The 20,984-nt window shown below is 59.5% G+C and carries 13 protein-coding genes and 1 pseudogene; 9 read left to right on the plus strand and 5 right to left on the minus strand.

What is annotated here, in order from left to right; translation table 11 throughout:
* Window positions 1-53 precede the first annotated feature (53 nt).
* Window positions 54-398 carry a YggL family protein gene (locus tag ALO64_RS14650; protein WP_044343704.1) on the minus strand — a complete coding sequence of 115 codons (345 nt, stop codon included), beginning with the start codon at window positions 396-398 and terminating at the stop codon, window positions 54-56.
* Between the two features lie 331 nt (window positions 399-729).
* Between ALO64_RS14650 and dacB the strand changes: the two genes are divergently transcribed.
* The gene (gene dacB, locus ALO64_RS14655) at window positions 730-2,196 is read left to right on the plus strand and encodes a D-alanyl-D-alanine carboxypeptidase/D-alanyl-D-alanine endopeptidase (protein ID WP_002553058.1); all 1,467 of its coding nucleotides are present in this window, start codon (window positions 730-732) and stop codon (window positions 2,194-2,196) included.
* 52 nt (window positions 2,197-2,248) lie between these two features.
* Here the strand turns inward: dacB and ALO64_RS14660 are convergent, their stop codons facing one another.
* Window positions 2,249-4,639 (minus strand): sensor domain-containing diguanylate cyclase, encoded by a 2,391-nt coding sequence (locus ALO64_RS14660; protein WP_044343703.1) that lies wholly within the window; start codon window positions 4,637-4,639, stop codon window positions 2,249-2,251.
* A 140-nt stretch (window positions 4,640-4,779) separates the two neighbouring features.
* Window positions 4,780-7,032, minus strand: coding sequence for a bifunctional 23S rRNA (guanine(2069)-N(7))-methyltransferase RlmK/23S rRNA (guanine(2445)-N(2))-methyltransferase RlmL (rlmKL, locus tag ALO64_RS14665; RefSeq protein WP_044343702.1), 2,253 nt, complete (start codon window positions 7,030-7,032; stop codon window positions 4,780-4,782).
* Between the two features lie 590 nt (window positions 7,033-7,622).
* Between rlmKL and rmf the strand changes: the two genes are divergently transcribed.
* A complete protein-coding gene (rmf, locus tag ALO64_RS24435; RefSeq protein ID WP_002553055.1) occupies window positions 7,623-7,838 on the plus strand; it encodes a ribosome modulation factor in 216 nt (71 codons plus the stop codon).
* A gap of 138 nt (window positions 7,839-7,976) precedes the next feature.
* Here the strand turns inward: rmf and ALO64_RS14670 are convergent, their stop codons facing one another.
* Window positions 7,977-9,008, minus strand: a complete 1,032-nt coding sequence (locus ALO64_RS14670; protein ID WP_004659287.1) for a quinone-dependent dihydroorotate dehydrogenase — start codon at window positions 9,006-9,008, stop codon at window positions 7,977-7,979.
* A gap of 251 nt (window positions 9,009-9,259) precedes the next feature.
* Between ALO64_RS14670 and ALO64_RS14675 the strand changes: the two genes are divergently transcribed.
* Window positions 9,260-10,471 (plus strand): CmpA/NrtA family ABC transporter substrate-binding protein, encoded by a 1,212-nt coding sequence (locus ALO64_RS14675; RefSeq protein WP_044343701.1) that lies wholly within the window; start codon window positions 9,260-9,262, stop codon window positions 10,469-10,471.
* 14 nt (window positions 10,472-10,485) lie between these two features.
* A complete protein-coding gene (locus ALO64_RS14680; protein WP_044343700.1) occupies window positions 10,486-11,061 on the plus strand; it encodes an ANTAR domain-containing response regulator in 576 nt (191 codons plus the stop codon).
* A 63-nt stretch (window positions 11,062-11,124) separates the two neighbouring features.
* Here the strand turns inward: ALO64_RS14680 and ALO64_RS14685 are convergent, their stop codons facing one another.
* Window positions 11,125-12,372, minus strand: a complete 1,248-nt coding sequence (locus ALO64_RS14685; RefSeq protein ID WP_044343699.1) for a glycoside hydrolase family 68 protein — start codon at window positions 12,370-12,372, stop codon at window positions 11,125-11,127.
* A gap of 684 nt (window positions 12,373-13,056) precedes the next feature.
* Between ALO64_RS14685 and ALO64_RS14690 the strand changes: the two genes are divergently transcribed.
* The 5 genes and pseudogenes from ALO64_RS14690 to cobA all read left to right on the plus strand — a co-directional run bounded on the left by ALO64_RS14690 (window position 13,057) and on the right by cobA (window position 20,933).
* Window positions 13,057-14,268, plus strand: a complete 1,212-nt coding sequence (locus tag ALO64_RS14690) for a nitrate/nitrite transporter (RefSeq protein ID WP_002553050.1) — start codon at window positions 13,057-13,059, stop codon at window positions 14,266-14,268.
* Window positions 14,269-14,275: 7 nt separating this feature from the next.
* Window positions 14,276-15,937: a bifunctional protein-serine/threonine kinase/phosphatase gene (locus ALO64_RS14695; protein WP_044343698.1), complete on the plus strand. Its 1,662-nt coding sequence runs from the start codon at window positions 14,276-14,278 to the stop codon at window positions 15,935-15,937.
* Between the two features lie 277 nt (window positions 15,938-16,214).
* A pseudogene (locus ALO64_RS14700) lies at window positions 16,215-17,420 on the plus strand (NAD(P)/FAD-dependent oxidoreductase); the annotation flags it as partial.
* A 20-nt stretch (window positions 17,421-17,440) separates the two neighbouring features.
* Window positions 17,441-20,161 carry a nitrate reductase gene (locus tag ALO64_RS14705; RefSeq protein ID WP_044343705.1) on the plus strand — a complete coding sequence of 907 codons (2,721 nt, stop codon included), beginning with the start codon at window positions 17,441-17,443 and terminating at the stop codon, window positions 20,159-20,161.
* A 10-nt stretch (window positions 20,162-20,171) separates the two neighbouring features.
* Window positions 20,172-20,933, plus strand: coding sequence for a uroporphyrinogen-III C-methyltransferase (gene cobA / locus ALO64_RS14710; RefSeq protein WP_002553045.1), 762 nt, complete (start codon window positions 20,172-20,174; stop codon window positions 20,931-20,933).
* Window positions 20,934-20,984 lie beyond the last annotated feature (51 nt).

The following is a 20,984-nucleotide window of genomic DNA, read 5'->3' on the forward strand; positions in this document are numbered from 1 at the left end:
CTAGCTACATGTTATGCCCGAACACAAAATTTCTGACAGTCTCTCCCGTTACATCAGGCGGCCGGGTTGATTTCTTTTTCCGGGTACCAGACGTCGATCAGCGGGCTGACAGTGACTTCTGTCAGTTCACTGCGGCCTTTGAGCCAGGCTTCGACAGCAACACGCTGTTCTTCGCTGACCGAGACACGCTTGCTCAGGCAAACCAGACCGAAGTCGTCGCCGCCCACATAACCAAGACCGTTGGCTTCCATTGCTTCTTTCAGAAAAGCGTCAAGGAAAGCATCGATTGCCTTGTCATCCAGCTCTTGCTTGAAGTCCAGGTTCAGTTCAAAACCCAATTCCTGGAACTCGTCCACACACAGTTTTTTGCGCAGACGGCGGGAGCGGTTAGTGGCCATGGGACAATCCTCATCAATAAATATCGGGCGGCACTTTACCAGCTTGACGATTTAAAAGCCCGACAATTGCGGTCTGTCATGGATATCCGGTCTTGCGACAGTGATGCAGGCCCAATCGATAAAAAATAACGTTTACCGGCCTGCCCCCCCATCACAAGCCTGCCCTGCTTGGGGCATAATGCGGGTCGTTTCATGCGTGGCACTGTATGTTACAAAAAAAGCCCGCTACGCATTCACTACTATAGTTATCAACATCGCAGCGAAATAGTTACCGAGGGAATTCATCCATGCCCTCTTTTTTATGTCCCCCCTTGCAGTAGGGTTTTATTCAATGATCAAGTCGCTACGTCCATTGTTGCTCGCGTCAATTCTTTTGCCACTGGCTCTGCCCTCCTACGCTGCCGTCATCAACACCACGCTGCCCCCCAAGGTTCAACAGGCTCTGAAAGCCAGCAAACTCGGCGATGACGCGCTTTCGCTGGTGATGTTGCCGCTCAACGGGCCGGGCACGCCGACCGTGTTCAATGCCGACGTATCGGTCAACCCGGCCTCAACCATGAAGCTGATCACCACCTACGCCGCGCTGGAAATGCTCGGCCCTACCCACCAGTGGAAAACCGAATTCTTCACCGATGGCACCCTGAGCAACGGCGTGCTGCGCGGCAACCTGTACCTCAAAGGCGGCGGCGATCCAAAGCTGAATATGGAAAAACTCTGGCTGCTGATGCGTGACCTGCGCGCCAATGGTGTGCAACAGGTGACCGGTGACCTGGTATTGGACCGCAGCCATTTTGTGCAGCCGCAATTGCCCGAATTCAATGATGACGGCAACGATGATAACAAGCCGTTTCTGGTCAAGCCTGATGCGCTGATGGTCAATCTCAAGGCATTGCGCTTCGTGACCCGAAACGATGACGGCAGAATTCTGGTCTCGGTCGAGCCGCCGATTGCGACCATTCGCATCGACAACCAGGTGAAGGCGAGCGCATCAAAGCAATGCACCGGGGATGTGCGCTACAACCCGGTCACCCAGCCTGACGGCAGCGTCAATGTGACGGTGACTGGCCAGCTGGGCAACGGCTGTAATTCGCAGACCTACCTTTCGCTGCTTGACCATCCGACCTATGCGGCAGGCGCAGTACGGGCCATCTGGCAGGAACTGGGCGGCACTATCCAGGGCAAGGACCGCGTTGGCGTTTTGCCCGGTAATGCCAAGCTGCTGGCCAAGGCTTTTTCGCCGGATCTGGTGGAAGTCATTCGTGACATCAATAAATTCAGCAACAACACCATGGCCCAGCAACTGTTTCTGAGCCTGGGTGAAGAGTTCCGCAATGAAGCTGACGGTGACGACGGCAAGGCTGCCCAGCGCGTCATCCGCCAGTGGCTGGCGAAAAAAGGCATCACCGCGCCGCATCTGGTCATGGAGAACGGCTCCGGCCTGTCGCGTGCGGAACGTGTCAGTGCCCGTGAGATGGCCATTATTCTGCAGGCTGCGTGGCGCAGCCCGTATGCTGCCGAATTCATGAGTTCGATGCCGTTGGCAGGCATGGACGGCACCATGCGTAAACGTCTGAAGCGCACCCCGTTGCTGGGTGAAGCGCACATCAAGACAGGCACGCTGAACACGGTTCGCGCTATTGCCGGCTTCAGCCGCGACAGCAACGGCAACACCTGGGCGGTCGTGGCGATCCTCAACGACCCGCGTCCGTTTGGCGCATCCTCGATACTGGACGAGGTACTGGTCGATCTGTATCGACAGCCGAAACTGACCAACACCACGGTCTCGATCCAGCAATAACCACCCGCCGCTTGTAACCAGCAGACCCGCTTTCGAAGCGGGTCTGTGTGCGTCAGATCTGCTCAGGCTCGACCCGATCGCGACCGGCCTGTTTGGCGGCATAGACAACCGAGTCAGCGCGCAACAACATTGTGTCGATCCCCTCACCGGCTCTCCAGCTGGCGATGCCGAAGCTGGCCGTCACAACCTGATCGACGCCTTCGATAACCTGGTTACGCAGGCCCTCGCGCAGGCTCAAAGCCAGTTGATACGCCTGCGAGCCCCGTGTGCCCGGGCAGATCACCATGAACTCTTCACCCCCAAGGCGGCAGAACACATCATCGCTACGCAGGCGCTGGCTGATCTTTTCCGAAATCGCCTTGAGCACCTGATCGCCTGCGGCATGCCCGAAACGATCATTGATGCGCTTGAAATGATCGATATCGAGCATGATGATCGACAGGTTACCGCCGTGCCGGTCGATCCTTTTCAGCTCGGCCTGCATGCGGTCCTGGAAATAGCGCCGGTTGTAGGCACCCGTCAGTACGTCGGTGACCGACAGCGCGCGCAACTCCTGTTCGACACGCTTGAGGTCGGTGATGTCGGACACAAAACCGTGCCATAGCACGCTGCTATCTACCAACCGTTCTGGCGTGGACGCAGCGCGCAGCCAGCGCTGGCCCTTGCGTGGCAGGTCGACACGGTACTCCTCGCTCCAGGGTGTCAGATGCTTCGCGCTGGCCAGAATAGAGCTTCTGACGCGCGTCAGATCCGGTGGCTGGATACGTCGCAGAACGGCCTCGGAATCGCCCAGCAACTGCGCTTCATCGACTTCAAACAGCTCGCACATGCCAGCGCTGGCGTATCTGAAGCGCGAACTGCCGTCGATAGCCAGGTGATACTGATAAATGCCGCCAGGCACCTGCGAGCCAAGTTTTTTCAACAATTGCCCTTGTTCGGCAAGTGCTTCGTTGACGCGCTTGTGCTCCGTGACGTCGATGCACACCGCCAGATACCCGGTCCAGAGCCCCTGATCGTCGCGCACGGCGGTCACCAGCATGTTCACCACCAGGGTACTGCCGTCACTGCGCTGCAGGGTCCACTCCTGCGAAGGGTGATGACCGTCTTGCACGGCGTCGAGAAACATCAGCCGGGAAGCGCTGATCGGGTGCCCGCGGTCCTTGCTCAATACACTCGCGCGGGCCTCCAGCTCGGCCGGCTGATAAAGGTCCATGAGGCGCAGCCTGCCCAGTACCTCTTCCTGAGAATAACCCAGCATTTTTTGCGCACCGACGTTGAACGTCTTGATCAACCCATCCAGGTCGGTTGCAATGATCGCCACTTCGGTCGCGGCGTCCAGCACACTGCGCAATTGCCCGTGCGCCGCCCGTAACTGCTGCCCGCGCTGGCGCAACTCGCGGGTACGCTGCGCCACACGCTGCAGCGCTCGCTGACGCTGGCTGATCAGGCTGTAGAGCAACGCGCTGAGCATCAGGCTCAAAAGCCCGCCAAGCCAAAGCACCCGGCCCGGCATCATGGTCTGATTGCTCTGGCTGAAGATTTCCGTAGGGCGAACCTCGACCAGATAATCCCTGTCACCGAGGCTCAGCAGGCTGCTGGCATACAAATGATTGCGTACTGCTACGACCGGCGACTGGTAAACCTGCTCAGGCTTTGCCGGCGAACTGAGGTCAAGCATGGTGACCGCAAGATTGTCTTGCTCCGCTGTGCCGATGCTCATTAGTTGCGTCAGGCTGATCACTGCAGTGACATAGCCTCTCAATTCGGAAGGCGACTGGCCGATGGAGAACACCGGCGCCACCAGCAAAATTCCGTACGTGTCTGACGGGTCAAGGGCCAACAGGCTGATACGAGGCGTTGCAACAATGCGCTTGAGCAAACGCGCACGCTCAAGGGCGACATGACGTACCGGCTCTGAGGCTATATCAAACCCCGACGGCGTCGGAACTTTGCTGAGTGTCTGGATGAATCGAACCGGAAAATACTCGTTGCGTACAGTGGCGGTTTTCAACGCACCGTTTTCATCCATTTCACGTATGGCGTATCCGGCTGAGCCCTCCTCACGCGCCTGCTGTTCAAAAGCGGCCCGCTCCGCCAGCGTCACTCTGGGGTTCCAGGCGTAGGCCTGGGTTCCAATCAGCAATGGCGCGACAAAGCCGTCGAATTCCGACTGCTCGACCTGATGGGAAAAAATAAAGAAGCGACACAGGGTGTCCAGCCGAGTGACCTGCCGGTCCAGACGCTCCTGAAGATGACTGAAGCGCTCCGCAGCAAGCATGTCGAAACGCTGGCGCAATTGACGCTGGTACAGCTCATTGTCGGCCAGCGCCAACATGATGGTAAGTGCTGCTCCGACCATCAATGCCAAAACGGCTATTGGCCACGCTGAGAGCTGGCCGTTGATGAAACTCAGAACTCTGAGCCTGAACCGTTTCGCTGTCATACACAGAAACTCATGACGCCAACATGCTGAAGCGTCAAGCTGGCTATGACTTCTGCTATAGCTATTCGCCAGTAATTTTCATAGGGAGCGATGAGCAAACCTGTACAAAACTGTTACAGGCAAGCTCATCACACACCGTATCAGGCACGCGCCATGATTTTCCAGGCGCGATGAATCTTGCCGTTGCGGGCAAAATCCTGGTCGATGGTTTGCGCGGTAATATCCTCGACCGCATAGCGCTGACTCAGATTTTCATCGAGCACGAACTTGCGGAAGTTGTTGGAGAAGTACAGCACGCCACCCGGTGCCAGACGCGCCATGGCCAGATCGATCAGCTCGACCTGATCACGCTGCACATCAAAAATGCCTTCCATGCGCTTGGAGTTGGAGAACGTCGGCGGATCGATGAAGATCAGGTCGTACTCGTCGCGATTGGCCTGCAGCCAGGCCATCACGTCCCCTTGCTCCAGACGGTTCTTGTCGGAGAAGCCATTCAGTGACAGGTTACGCCGCGCCCAGTCCAGGTAAGTACGCGACAAGTCGACGCTGGTGGTGCTGCGCGCGCCGCCCTTGGCGGCATGCACGCTGGCCGTCGCGGTGTAGGCAAACAAGTTCAGGAAGCGCTTGCCGGAGGCCTCGCGCTGGATACGCATACGCATCGGACGATGGTCGAGAAACAGGCCGGTGTCGAGGTAGTCGGTCAGATTGACCAGCAGCTTGACGCCGCCTTCACTGACTTCCAGAAACTGGCCCTGCGCGCTTTGACGCTCATATTGTTTGGTGCCGCTCTGACGCTCGCGACGTTTGATCACCACACGGTTCTTGTCGATGTTCAACGCCTGCGGAATCGCCGCCAGCGCATCGAACAGCCGGGCCGAAGCCTTTTCCGGATCGATGGACTTGGGCGCTGCGTATTCCTGAACGTGAACCCAGTCGTGATACAGGTCGATCGCCAGCGAGTATTCAGGCATGTCGGCGTCATACACGCGGTAGCAATCGATACCTTCGCGGCGCACCCATTTGCCCATCAGCTTGAGGTTCTTTTGCAGGCGATTGGCAAACATCTGCCCGCCTTCGCTCAGGCGCGCCTGTTCGACCACCACCGGTTCCGGCTTGATCGGGTTGCCGTTCTTGTTGAGCTTTCTTTCAACGACTTCAACTTCGACAGGGTTTTCGCGCTCGATCTGACGCTGCTCGGGTGTGCGACGCTCGCCCGTCACGAACTGGTCAGGCGTGACCTTGATCAGCAGCAATTTGCACGGCAAGGCACCGTTCCAGAACGAATACTGTTTGTGGCTGCGAATGCCCATGCGCTTGCCCAGGTAAGGCGCGCCGGTGAACACCGCAGCTTCCCAGTTAAGGCAGGCCTGACGCAGGCGCTCGCCCAGATTCTGGTAGAGATACAGCAGGCTGGCTTCATCACCCAGACGCTCGCCGTATGGAGGGTTGCAGATCACCAGACCTTTCTGGTTCTGGTCGGGACGCGGCTCGAAGGTCGCAACTTCGCCTTGATAGACCTTGATCCAGTCGCTCAGACCTGCACGTTCGATATTGTTGCGCCCAGGCTGGATCAGTCGCGGATCAGCCTCGTAACCGCGAATCCACGAAGGTGTTTTGGCCAACCCGGCTTCCGCGCGGGCCAGCGCTTCGTCGTGCAGCTTGCGCCACAGCGCCGGGACGTGGCCCAGCCAGGCCGAGAAGCCCCAGCGTTCACGCTTGATGTTCGGGGCGATGTCGGCGGCGATCATGCCTGCCTCGACCAGGAACGTACCGACACCGCACATCGGGTCAGCCAGCGCGCCGCCCTCGGCAGCGATGCGCGGCCAGCCAGCGCGGATCAGGATCGCGGCGGCAAGGTTCTCCTTCAGGGGCGCAGCACCTTGCTGCAGGCGATAGCCGCGCTGGTGCAGGCTGTGGCCAGAGAGGTCGAGAGACAGAATTGCCTCGCCGCGATCCAGTCGCAGGTGCACGCGCAGATCAGGGTTGATCTTGTCCACCGACGGACGCTCGCCATCGGGTGTACGCAGTTTGTCGACGATCGCATCCTTGACCTTCAATGCACCGAAGTGGGTGTTATCGATGCCTGACCCGTGGCCACTGAACTCCACTGCGATGGTGCCATCGGACTCGAGATGATCATGCCACTCGACATCGAGCACGCCGTGATACAGGTCTTCGGCATCCTTCATCGGGAAGCGCTTGAGCACCAGCAGCACGCGGTTGGCCAGCCGCGACCAGAGGCACAGCCGGTAGGCGGTCTCCATGTCGGCCGAGCCGCGAATGGCCGATGTGTGCTCGCGGGTCTCTTGCAGACCCAGTGCCGTAGCTTCCTCGGCAAGCAGTCCTTCGAGGCCTTTGGGGCAAGTAAGGAAAAGTTCGTAGCGATCCGACATGTGTATTCCAGGGCCTGAGCCGTCTGCGGCGGGCAACGCATTGCCCTGCCAGATTTGAACAGGCGTCTTTCGTGGAGAACGCCTGCGTGGCACGTGATGTGTGCCGGTCCACCGCATGATCCTGTCATGTCATTGCGGCAGTTTTCGGGAGTATTAGAACAGATATCCGCCAGGACGATGTCGGCAATAAAAAGACGTAATTAAAAAGTCACGCTGGAAAAGTCACATTTCTACCGTGCCCATCGCGACCCTTCGTCGCTTAACCAGTCAAGGCATTAGGCCACCATACGAGACTGACAAGCGATCTCATCTGGCTCGCAAACCCCTGCGTCAAAAGGGCTGCGCCAAACAATCAGTGTTTGAACAGACCATTGCTTATTGCTCGACAGACCTGAATATGACGTGCTTATGACAAAACGATCATTCACACCGACCTGTGCTTTGGTTAGAAATCGTCTCAGGTCATCTCCGCAACGGTTATGACATCAAGGTCCGCGACGCCGGCAGCGGGCCCCAACGGCAGAAGATTCTGCCCGACCTCATCACGGGGTCTCAGGGATATTACAGTCAACAGACGAGGGCATTACCCTATGAGAAGACTTAAGCGTGATCCGTTGGAAAGAGCATTTTTACGCGGATATCAATACGGCGTTCATGGTAAATCCCGTGAGCTTTGCCCTTTTACTCTACCGTCAGTACGCCAGGCATGGATCAATGGCTGGCGCGAAGGACGCGGCGACAACTGGGACGGTATGACCGGCACTGCGGGCATCCACAGACTCAACGAACTTCACGCGGTCGGATGAGGCGATTCAAAGACTTTCAGGCCTCTGTCGGGCCACCCACATGATTGACTGATTCACACCTGTACCATGCACGCCCGACCCGGGCGGCGGGCCAACGCCCAGGGGCTCTCTCGAGGAGCCCCTTTTTTTGCCTTCGATTCAGCGTACGGCCGGTGGCATTGCCGCAATGGCGTCCACCGATTCGCGAATCAGCGCAGGGCCCTTGTAGATGAAACCGGAATAGATCTGCACCAGACTGGCACCTGCGGCTATCTTCTCGGCAGCATGCCGGCCTTCAGTGATGCCACCAGCGGCAATGATCGGCAGACGACCTGCCAGCTCACCGGCCAGCACCTTGACGATGTGCGTGCTTTTTTCCCGCACCGGCGCGCCCGACAGACCACCCGCTTCATCGCCATGCGGCAGCCCTTCCACGCCCTGGCGGCTGAGCGTGGTGTTGGTGGCAATCACCGCATCCATGCCCGACTCGATCAGTGCAGAGGCCACCAGCACGGTTTCTTCATCGCTCATGTCCGGGGCAATCTTGATCGCCAACGGCACGCGTCTGCCGTGCCGCTGCGTCAGTTCCTGCTGGCGCAGGCTCAGGGCCTGGAGCAGTTGCTTGAGCGAGTCACCGAACTGCAGACTGCGCAGCCCCGGCGTGTTGGGTGAGCTGACGTTGACGGTGACGTAGCTGGCGTGGGCATAGACCTTGTCCAGGCAGATCAGGTAATCGTCCACCGCACGCTCGACCGGCGTGTCGAAGTTCTTGCCGATATTGATGCCCAGAATGCCGCGATACTTTGCCGCCTGGACTCGGGACACCAGGTTATCGACGCCCAGATTGTTGAAGCCCATGCGATTGATGATCGCCTCGGCATGCGGCAGGCGGAAAATGCGCGGTTTGGGGTTGCCCGGCTGTGGACGTGGCGTCACAGTACCGATCTCGACGAAGCCGAAGCCCAGCTGCGCAAAGCCATCAATGGCTGCACCGTTTTTGTCCAGACCTGCTGCCAGCCCCACAGGGTTGGGAAATTCCAGCCCCATCACACTGACCGGCAACTTCGCCGGGGACTTGCTCAGCAGACCATTGAGGCCCAGCCGCCCGCCTGCACCGATCAGGTCCAGCGACAGGTCATGAGAGGTTTCCGGAGAAAGTTTGAACAGTAACTGGCGGGCCAGGTTATACATGGCGGGATGGGCTCGTGAGCAGCTGAATTCAGGGTGGCGATTATAGACGCGTGCAGGCCTGTCAGGCGAGGCGCGCGACAAACTTGTTGCTCACTCTTCCCCGGCGATGGCATATGCCTTGCTTGAAACCGCTATCGGCACTCACTCCAACGGCGGAGCGGTGCATGGACAACGGCGTCGCTTCGACACTTGCATTGCAATGGGTCGGACGACGCCTTTTTTCTGGACGGACCTTTGATGAAGCACGCGCGATGAACGAACGAACCGGTAATGCGCTGGACTGGGTGGCCGGTAGTGACGCCCCGGAAATGAACAGCCTGGACGTGGGCTTCATGGCATTGACCGACTGCGCCCCGCTGGTGGTTGCGGCCACTCAGGGTTTCGCCCAGCCATACGGCCTGAGCCTGAACCTCGAGCGTCAGACCTCCTGGGCCGGGCTGCGCGACAGGCTGGTCAGCGGGCAGTTGCAGGCGGCACACAGCCTGTATGGTCTGATCTATGCGGTGGAACTGGGCATCAGCGGTGGTCCGGCGACCGACATGGCCATCCTCATGGGACTCAACCAGAACGGCCAGTGCATCAACCTGTCCCGCGAGTTGCAGCAGGCGGGCGTGATCACTCCTGAAGCACTGGACAAACGCGCGCACCAAAGCGGATCAAGGCTGACCTTCGCGCAGACCTTCCCCACCGGCAACCACGCCATGTGGCTCTACTACTGGCTGGCCAGCCAAGGCATCCATCCACTCGATGATGTGACCAGTGTCGTGGTGCCACCCACGCAAATGGCGCAACACCTGCAGGCTGGGCGCATCGACGGTTTCTGCGTCGGCGAACCCTGGGGCGCCAGCGCCGTTCAGCAGCAACTGGGCTTCACCATAGCGACCAGCCAGTCGATCTGGCCGGATCACCCGGGCAAGGTGCTGGGCTGTACCCGTGAGTTCGTCGAGCAGAACCCCAACACCGCCAGAGCGCTGATCATGGCCGTACTGGAAGCGAGCCGCTTCATCGAGGAAAGCGACCATAACCGGCGCAGCACCGCACAACTGCTCAGCGGTGCGGATTATCTGGATACCTCGCCGGACTGCATCGAGCCGCGCCTGCTTGGCCACTACAGCGACGGCCTCGGCAATCACTGGCAGGACCCACATGCAGTCAGTTTCCATGATCAGGGGCAGGTCAATTATCCGTGGCTGTCCGACGGTATGTGGTTCATGACTCAGTTCCGGCGCTGGGGCCTGTTGCGTGAAGACCCGGATTACCTGGCTGTCGCCAGCCGTGTCCAGCAACTGGACCTGTATCGCCAGGCAGCCGATGCGCTGGGCATCGACGCACCCACTGCAACCCTGCGCAGCAGTCAGTTAATCGATGGCAGGATCTGGGACGGCAGCGACCCCGCAGGCTACGCGCGTAGCTTCAAGCTCCACTCGCTGGCCGACAACGCGCCCGCTGTGGCCAGTCGTTGACGGAGAACGTGACCATGCTGCGTATCCTGCTTATCAATGACACGGCCAGAAAAGTCGGTCGCCTCAAATCGGCATTGATAGAGGCCGGTTTTGAAGTAATCGACGAATCCGGACTGATCATCGACTTGCCCGCCCGCGTTGAAGCAGTGCGCCCGGACGTCATCCTGATCGACACCGAATCGCCAGGACGCGATGTAATGGAGCAAGTGGTGCTGGTCAGCCGTGACCAGCCGCGGCCCATCGTGATGTTCACCGACGAGCACGATCAGGGCGTGATGCGCCAGGCAATCAAGTCCGGGGTCAGTGCGTATATCGTCGAGGGTATCCAGGCCCAACGGTTGCAACCGATTCTGGACGTGGCGATGGCCCGTTTCGAGAGCGATCAGGCACTGCGTGCGCAACTGCATGCCCGCGATCAGCAACTGGCCGAACGCAAGCGCATCGAGCTGGCCAAGGGGCTGCTGATGAAAATGAAGGATTGCAACGAGGAAGACGCGTACACCCTGATGCGGCGTCAGGCGATGAGTCGCCAGCAAAAGCTGATTCAGGTGGCCGAGCAAATTATCGCGATGAGCGAGTTGCTGGAGTAAACGAGCGAAGAACGCCTGCTCGCACAGGCGTTCTTCCGCTACCAGGTTAATGGGTGCAGTCGGTCAGCTCAGCACCACGTTCTTCATCGCGGGGATGTAGCCGTAGTCATACACTTCCTGCACAAACGAGCGATCGCCCTCCAGTAGAATCCTCACCGTCGGTGCCTCGGTACCGCCAATGCGGTAATCCTCGCCAGAGGTGGGTACGCTGTCGATGAACGAGGTCACCAGACCGTTCGGCATCACACAGTGCGAGTAAGTCTGAAATGGCTGTGCAGGCGGATTGCCCAACACCAGGCCGGAAGCGTTCATCGGCCGGTAAGGCCCGAACAAATGCTCGCCGACAAACCCGTAAACACCATCCGGACCCGTAACACCATCGGCATAAGTAAACTTGTGGCTGATGGTGAACAAGTAATACTTGCCGTCCTGAAAGACATAATGCGGGCGTTCAGTCTGATCATTGACACCTACTGCGGTGACCAGCGGCGGAAGTATTTCCCACTCATCACCACTGAGGTCTTTCGCAACGGCCAGTCCGATACAGCCGACTTGAAATCTGGCACCGCCTATTTCCTCATGACCTGGCGGAACAGGACCAAGTTCTGCGGCGCCTACTGTATGCGTGCCGCGTTCGCCGGCGACATTGCCTTCAAAAACCATGTACAACTTGCCATCATTGGGATCAATAAACGGACTGGGGTCGCGAAAGTTCCAGGTCGAGTTCTGCGCTTCGGTTTGGTAATATTTGCCGTCGGCCTCGAACAGTGTTTTCACCTCCGTAAAGTCTTTCAATTCCACGCCCTTGTCGGACGTCACAATACGGCCACGTACTTTGGCAATTGCCGCACCCGGCGTTACACAGGTGTAGTACAGGTCGATATCGCCTTTATCATTCAACAGTACGGGTGTGCCCGCCCACTCCCGGGTGGTTGGCGACACACCTTCGGCCATTACCCGGCCACCAAAGATCCAGTCCTTTCCGGTGCGCGAGTACCAGTAGCACATGCGTGCCCGGCCATGACGATCTTCCCAGTCACGCTTGATGTCATAGCGGCCATTGGCACCGACATACTGCGGATCGTCGGGGTGGCGGTCATCCGTCAGCGTGACGATCACCGACCAGCCGTTGACTGAAACCACGGTGCCGTCAAGCTCGCGCAACGGCATGGTGTCCCAGATGAATACGGTATCACTCATGACCGGAAAATCCGGGCTTACCAGAGGCTGCGTGGTAGTCGGATCATTTTCATTGACCTTCAGCGCATCAGCTCTGGACCAGATGGTGGGTGCGTAATTGATGTTACTCATGATGATGTCCTTTATTGGCGCCTGCAATGAAGCGCGAAGAGGAAGACAGCCCGGTCGGCACGGCTGTATTGCCGGGAGGTACCCGGGATCGGTGTTTCAAGCCCTTGAGGGCAACTGAAAACCGGAAAAAGAGCGAGTAGACGATTACTTTTTAAAAAGTAAACATTTATCGAAATTGACAGGCAATTTGCAATTACAGATCGCCGCAGTGAAGAGTAAATTCATTTCCTGATGGATAATACCGCCATTGAACTTTAATAAACTCTTCAATGGCCATGCGTGATCTTGCCCTTTCAGGCTGCAGACTGTCGCTCGCGGCGCGCCCTGTTTTACAGCGCTTTGCTGGCGAGCGCCCGCTTCAAGGTCACTGACCGGCCCTCGCCTGCTTCCCGGGAATCACCCAAACCCGCTCGCAGCTTGCGGCTAATCGCTTGCAACGCCATTGGCCCATCTCTTGCTTTAGCAATCGCACGGTAGCCAACGGCGGCTATCACCTTTTTACGACAAAGACGTCGCTCATCTCTTTCCGCTCACTTGGACAGAGAGGCGACGTTTTTTGCGTTTTGGCCCCGGCGACGGGGCCGGTGGAGTCGCCGTCATTCGGAACACTCCACCACAGCGTCTGGAAAACCCGTGTCGCGGTCATGGCCCGACTGACTAACTAGCAGATGATGAGGTGTACACATGGATACAAGCTTCTGGAAGGCAGGCCATAAACCGACCCTGTTTGCGGCGTTTCTCTATTTCGACCTGAGTTTCATGGTCTGGTATCTGCTTGGCCCGCTGGCGGTGCAGATTGCCACTGACCTGCACCTGACCACTCAGCAACGTGGCCTGATGGTCGCCACGCCGATTCTGGCGGGTGCCGTGCTGCGCTTTTTCATGGGCCTGCTGGCGGACCAGCTGTCGCCCAAGACCGCTGGCATCATTGGCCAGGTGATTGTCATCGGCGCACTGCTGGCGGCCTGGCAACTGGGCATTCACACCTACGGCCAGGTACTGCTGCTGGGCCTGTTCCTGGGTATGGCCGGTGCTTCATTCGCTGTCGCGCTGCCCCTGGCGTCGCAGTGGTATCCACCGCAGCACCAGGGCAAGGCGATGGGCATAGCCGGTGCGGGCAACTCGGGCACCGTACTGGCAGCATTGATCGCGCCGGTACTGGCCGCCAGTTTCGGCTGGGGCAACGTATTCGGCCTGGCGCTGATCCCGCTAGTTCTGACCCTGATCGCTTTCACGCTTATGGCGCGCAACGCCCCGGAGCGCAGCAAGCCCAAATCCATGGCGGATTACCTAAAGGCGCTGGGTGATCGTGACAGCTGGTGGTTCATGTTTTTCTACAGCGTGACGTTCGGCGGCTTCATCGGCCTGGCCAGCGCCCTGCCCGGCTATTTCAACGACCAATATGGCTTGAGCCCGATTACTGCCGGTTACTACACCGCTGCCTGTGTCTTCGGCGGCAGCCTGATGCGCCCGCTCGGTGGCGCGCTGGCTGACCGCTTTGGCGGGATTCGCACATTGACCGTGATGTACGCCGTTGCGGCCATCGGTATCGCGGCGGTGGGTTTCAACCTGCCAAGTTCGTGGGCAGCACTGGCTCTGTTCGTTGCCGCGATGCTGGGCCTGGGTGCCGGTAATGGCGCAGTCTTTCAGCTGGTTCCGCAGCGTTTCCGCAAGGAAATCGGGGTCATGACCGGCCTGATCGGCATGGCGGGCGGCATCGGTGGCTTCCTGCTGGCAGCGGGTCTGGGCACCATCAAACAGAACACTGGCGATTACCAGTTGGGCCTGTGGCTGTTCGCAGGCCTGGCAGTGCTGGCCTGGTTCGGTCTGCTGAACGTCAAGCGTCGCTGGAGAACCACCTGGGGTTCGGCGGCTGTGACCGCGGCGCGAGTCTGAACCGCCGATGACGCTGCAACTGCAGTTCGCTCAATTCAGCGCCAGCGGTCCGCGCGCGGAAAATCAGGATGCTCTGCGCCTGGTGACTCCGGCCCCGACACTGGCCGCCAGCAAGGGCTATCTGTTCGCCCTTGCCGACGGCGTCAGCCAGTGTGCTGATGGCGCACTGGCTGCGCAGTCCACGCTACAGGCGCTGGCGCTCGACTATTACGCCACGCCGGAAACCTGGGGAGTGGCCCAGTCTCTCGACCGCCTGCTGCTGGCGCAGAATCGCTGGCTGCTGGCCAACGGTTTGCTGACCACCCTCAGCGCTCTGGTGCTGCGCGGACGACGCTTCACCCTGGCCCACGTCGGCGACTGCCGGGCTTATCGCTGGCAGGCCGGTACGCTAAAGCGCATCAGTGAAGACCACGTCTGGGAACAGGCCGACATGCAGCATGTGCTCAAGCGCGCGCTGGGCCTGGACCAGTACGTGGTCATGGACTATCTGGACGGCGAGCTGTGTGAAGGTGAACGACTGTTGCTGGTCAGCGACGGTGTCTGGGCGACCCTTGGTGATGCCAGCATCCGCTCGATTCTGACCGAGCAGGACAACCTCGACTCGGCGGTGAAAACCCTGGTCAGCGCGGCACATCTGGCGGGCAGCCAGGACAATGCCTGCGCCCTGCTGATTCAGGTCGATAGCCTGGGCGAGGACGATCTGGGTGACACACTGCTGCAATTGCAGCAATGGCCACTGCCACCCGCGCTCAAGGCGGGCCAGGGCTTCGAAGGCTGGACGGTTGGCGGCATCGTGGCGCAGTCGCGCCAGTCCATCCTTTATCGGGTGACCGATACCCACGGCCAACCGTGGCTGCTCAAGACCCTGCCGGCCAGCCGGCATGACGAGTCGGGTGCAGGCCAAGGGTTATTGCTTGAAGAGTGGTTTTTACGCCGGGTTGCCGGGCGCTTCTTTCCCGAGGTCCATCCGCTGGCAGACCGCCAGCACCTGTATTACGTGATGCGCGAGTATTGCGGAAATACACTGGCCGAGGTCTTCACGCGCAACGGGCCGCTGCCGCTGGCTCAATGGCAGGACCTCGCGACCCGACTGTTACGCGCTGCGGGCCTGCTGCATCGGCGCAACATCATTCATCGCGATATCAAACCGGAAAACCTGCTGCTGGCAGATGATGGCGAACTGCGCCTGCTGGATTTCGGCCTGGCTTACTGCCCGGGATTGTCAACTGGCAACGCTGACGACTTGCCCGGCACCCCGAGCTACATCGCCCCGGAAGCCTTCAACGGCGCTGAGCCGCATCCGCAGCAAGATCTGTATGCGGCAGGCGTCACGCTGTACTACCTGCTGACAGGCCACTACCCGTATGGCGAGATCGAAGCCTTTCAGCATCGCCGCTTCGGCACGCCAATCGCCGCCAGCCGTTATCGACCGGATCTGCCGCAATGGCTGAGCCAGAGTCTGGACAAGGCACTGCAAGCCGACCCGCACCAGCGTTACGAAACCGCCGAGCAGTGGTTGCTGGAAATGGAGCAAGCCGAGCATCGCCCGGTGGTAGCAAAACCGCGCCCGTTGCTGGAACGCGAACCGCTCAAAGTCTGGCAAACGCTGGCACTGATCTCGATGCTGCTCAATCTTCTGCTGGCGATCTGGCTCATGAGCCATCACTGAACCAGACCGCCCTGCTTCTGTGCAGCACGCCTCAACGCAGTGCAGAAATAGCCTGAGGCATCGACCGAAATCCCCTTTACGCAAGTGAATGCGAGTTGGCACAGGCGCTGCATGGTCTTGTGCAGATCATTCATAACGCGTAGCCCTCAACGATGAAGGCTGCGCCTCCCGATAGAACGGGACCGGACAAAGGCGTCCCCGTCAGGCAACTGGCGGGACGCCTTTTTTTGTTTGCGCGAAACGTGTCGAGCATGCGCTGCAGTGACTCGGAGGCAAGATGAAAAAACTCAAACTGGTGATGATAGGCAACGGCATGGCCGGCGTGCGCACACTCGAAGAGTTGCTGAAACTGAGCGAAGACCTGTATGACATCACGGTCTTCGGTGCCGAGCCACACCCCAACTACAACCGCATCATGCTGTCCCCAGTGCTGGCAGGCGAACAGAATTTCGAAGACATCGTGCTCAACGATCTGGCCTGGTACGAAAGCAACAGTATCCAGTTGTTGCTGAACCGTCGCGTGGTGAAGATCGACCGCATCAAACGCGTGGTAATCGCCGATGACGGCACCCAGGCCTCTTACGATCGCCTGCTGATCGCCACCGGCTCACGACCCTTTATTCTGCCGGTTCCCGGCAATACGCTGGAAGGCGTCATCGGCTACCGCGACATCGGCCACACCCGTCAGATGATCGATACCGCCGTCACACACAAACGCGCAGTGGTCATCGGCGGCGGCCTGCTCGGGCTCGAAGCTGCCAACGGCCTGAGCCTGCGCGGCATGCAGGTCACTGTGATTCACAACGGCCAGACGCTGCTGGAGCGCCAACTGGACAAAACCAGCGGGCTGATGCTGCAAGCCGCGCTGGAAAAGCGCGGCCTGGGTTTTCGCCTCAACGAACAGACCGAAGCCTTGCTCGGCGATGATCTGGGCCGCGTACGCGCGGTGCAATTCAAAAGCGGCGAGGTGATCGACACCGATCTGGTGGTCATGGCCGCAGGCATACGCCCCAACACCGAATTGGCCGAACAGGCTGGTCTGCCCTGCAACCGGGGCATTCTGGTCAACGATACCTTGCAGACCTACGACCCGCGCATCTATGCGATTGGCGAATGCGTCAGCCATCGCGGCATCGCTTACGGGCTGGTGGTGCCGCTGTTCGAGCAGGCCCGGGTGTGTGCCAATCACCTTGCCCAGTTGGGCTTTGCCCGTTATCCGGGGTCAGTGACCTCGACCAAGCTGAAAGTCACCGGCATCGACCTGTTTTCCGCCGGGGACTTTCTGGGTGCTGAAGGCACTGAAAGCATCACCCTCTCGGACCCCATCGGCGGCGTCTACAAAAAGCTGGTGATCAAGAACGACGTACTGGTCGGCGCCTGCCTTTATGGCGACACTGCGGACGGAAGCTGGTACTTGCAGCAGATACGTGATGGCCAGGGCATTGATGCCATACGCAATCACCTGATGTTCGGCAAACCCGCCGCGCCAGAGGCCGCCTGCGCATGACCAGCCTCGCCATTCAGACCACTCGGGTGACCGCGTCCACCTGCTGCTATTGCGGCGTTGGCTGCGGCGTGCTGATCGAGCATGACGGGCAGAATATCCTCGGCGTCAGCGGCGACCCGAAGCACCCGGCCAACTTCGGCAAGTTGTGCAGCAAAGGTTCAAGCCTGCACCTGACCGGGGACATCGAAGCGCGCGCACTGTATCCGGAACTACGCCTGAGCAAAGGCCTGGCACGCAGCGTCACCGATTGGGACACCGCGCTGGAGCACGCGGCCAACGTCTTCGCCGACAGCATCCGCGAGCACGGCCCCGACAGCGTCGCATTCTATATTTCCGGCCAGTTGCTGACCGAGGACTATTACGCGTTCAACAAGCTGGCCCGTGCACTGGTCGGCACCAACAATATCGACAGCAACTCACGGCTGTGCATGTCTTCGGCCGTGGCCGGCTACAAGCGCAGCCTGGGCACCGACGCACCGCCTTGCAGCTATGAAGATATCGAACTGAGCGATTGCGTGATGATCGTCGGCAGCAACATGGCCTACGCGCACCCGATTCTGTTTCGTCGCCTGGAAGAAGCAAAAAGCCGTCGCCCGCAGATGAAACTCATCGTCATCGACCCACGGCGCACCGATACCTGCGAACTGGCGGACCTGCACCTGGCGATTCAGCCTGGCACCGACGTTGCGCTGTTTCACGGCATCCTCCATGTGCTGATCAGTGAAAGCCTGATTGATCCCGAGTTCATTGCCGCACACACACAGGGCTATGAGGCGCTGTCAGCGCTGGTACGAGATTACCCGCCTGAACGCGTAGCAAACCTCTGCGGCATTACCCAGGAACAGCTATACACCTGCGCCAGTTGGGTGGGTGAAGCTCCGGGCTTTCTGTCGCTGTGGTGCATGGGGCTGAATCAATCCACTGCGGGAAGTGCAAAAAACAGCGCACTGATCAACCTGCACCTGGCCACCGGGCAGATCGGCCGACCCGGTGCAGGCCCCTTTTCGCTCACCGGTCAACCCAACGCCATGGGCGGACGTGAAACGGGCAGCCTGTCCAACCTGCTGCCCGGCCATCGCGACGCAGCCAATCCCGAACACCGTGCGCAGGTTGCGCACTACTGGGGCGTCGACAGCCTGCCCGCCAAGCCCGGTTTGTCGGCCATCGAACTGTTCGAACAACTGCAGAACGGTACGATCAAGGCATTGTGGATTGCCTGTACCAACCCGGCACAATCACTGCCCGATCAGAACAAAATCCGACAGGCGCTGGAAACCTGCCCGTTCGTGGTACTTCAGGAGGCTTTCAAGACCACCGAAACAGCGCGCTATGCCGACCTGTTGCTGCCTGCCGCAAGCTGGGGCGAGAAAGAAGGCACGGTGACCAACTCGGAGCGGCGCATTTCCAATGTCCGCAACGCCATTGCGCCCCCCGGCGAAGCGCGCTCCGACTGGGCAATCACTGTGGACTTCGCCCAGCGTCTGCAAAAGCGCCTGCAACCCGATGCACCTGCGCTGTTCGATTTCCACACACCCAAGGCCTTGTTCGATGAATTCAAAGGCCTGACGGTCGGGCGGGATCTGGACATGTCCGGGATCGACCGCCAGCTCATCGACCTCCATGGCCCACACCAATGGCCCTTCCCTCGCGGTGCCAGCGTGGGCACGCCACGCCTGTATACCGATGGTATTTTCCCCACTGACTCGGGCCGTGCGCAGTTTTTATCCGAGCCTTACATCGCCGCCAAAGAGCTGCGCGATGCTGACTACCCGCTGACACTCAACACCGGCAGGCTGCGCGATCAATGGCATGGCATGAGCCGCACCGGCACCGCTGCGCGGCTGTTCGGGCATGTCAGCGAAGCGCTGTTGAGCCTCAACCCTCAAGACATGCAACGTTATGACCTGCAACCTGGCGATCTGGTCAAGCTGATCAGCCGACGCGGCGAGCTGTTGTTGCCCATCGGCGGCGATGACAGTGTTGCCTGCGGTCAGGCCTTCTTGCCGATGCACTGGGGCGACCGGTTTCTCAAGGGCGGCGTAAACGCTCTGACTCAGCCAGCCTTCGACCCGATCTCGAAACAACCGGAACTCAAGCATTCCGGGGTCAAAATCGAAAAAGCTCATCTGCCCTGGCAGTTTTTCGCGCTTATTGAAGGCAATGTGCAGCAGCAAATGGAAAGGCTGCGTCCCCTGTGCGACGTGTTTACCTACCTGAGCATGGGCCTTACCGGACGCGAACGTCCTGCATTGATCATACGCGCCGCCAGCGCCGAAGCGCCTGATCCGATGCTGCTGCAGCACATTGACCAGGTACTCGGCCTCGATGAAGGGCCAGTCATGGCTTATGACGACCCCAAGCGCTCAATTGGCAAGCGGGTGCGTATCGACAACGACCGAATTACTGCCATCCGCCTGGCCGGTGAAACGCTTGCCCGACACTGGCTCCAGGCGCTATGGCTGGAAGAACGCTTTGATGCTTCGCTGCGGCGCTGGCTGCTGGCCCCGCTCAGTAGCGAGCCTGGCAAAGACTCGACGCAGGCCTTCGACAAGACCTTGTGCAACTGCATGAACGTCAGCCAGAGCGCAGTAAAGGAAGGTATCGAGCGCGGCCTGGACCTGAATCAACTCAAGACACAACTGGGTTGCGGGACCCAATGCGGTTCCTGCGTGCCTGAAATAAAAAGACTGATCAACACCGTGGCGGTTACCCAATGAGGAGTGCAGCATGAGCGCAAAAGTATGGCTGGTGGGCGCCGGTCCCGGTGACCCGGAACTACTGACCCTCAAGGCAGTGCGTGCCTTGCACGAAGCCGACGTGGTGCTGATAGATGATCTGGTCAATACCGCAGTGCTTGAGCACTGCCCGAATGCGCGAGTGATCGCGGTCGGCAAACGCGGCGGTTGCCGTTCAACGCCACAAGCGTTTATCCATCGCCTGATGCTGCGCTATGTACGTCAGGGCAAATGCGTTGTGCGCCTCAAGGGTGGCGATCCGTGCATCTTTGGCCGTGGCGGTGAAGAGGCGCAGTGGTTGCAGGAACGCGGCGTCGCTGTGGAACTGGTCAACGGGATCACGGCGGGGCTCGCCGGCGCAACACAATGCGGCATTTCGCTGACCCTGCGCGGCATAAGCCGTGGCGTGACACTGGTCACTGCCCATACCCAGGACGACAGCAGCCTCAACTGGCAGGCCCTTGCACAAGGCGGAACTACTCTGGTGGTTTACATGGGCGTGGCAAAGCTGGCGGAAATTCGCGAGAGCCTGCAGGCTGGCGGAATGAGTGGCGAAATGCCGGTGGCGATGATCGAGAATGCTTCGCTGCCCTGGCAGCGCGAGTGCCGCAGCACGTTGAACGCAATGCAGCGCGACGCCAGCGCTTTCGAGCTGAAGAGCCCTGCCATTCTGGTGATCGGCGCGGTTGCTGCGTGCAGCAATGAGCTGCTGAATGAAACGCTGATTGATCACGCACAGCTGAGTGCTGGCTGACCGTGCCTCCTGAGTAGCGTCTGCCTGCGCAAATCGCAGGCAAAGAAAAGC

The organism is Pseudomonas meliae, from assembly GCF_001400515.1.
Lineage (GTDB): Bacteria > Pseudomonadota > Gammaproteobacteria > Pseudomonadales > Pseudomonadaceae > Aquipseudomonas > Aquipseudomonas amygdali.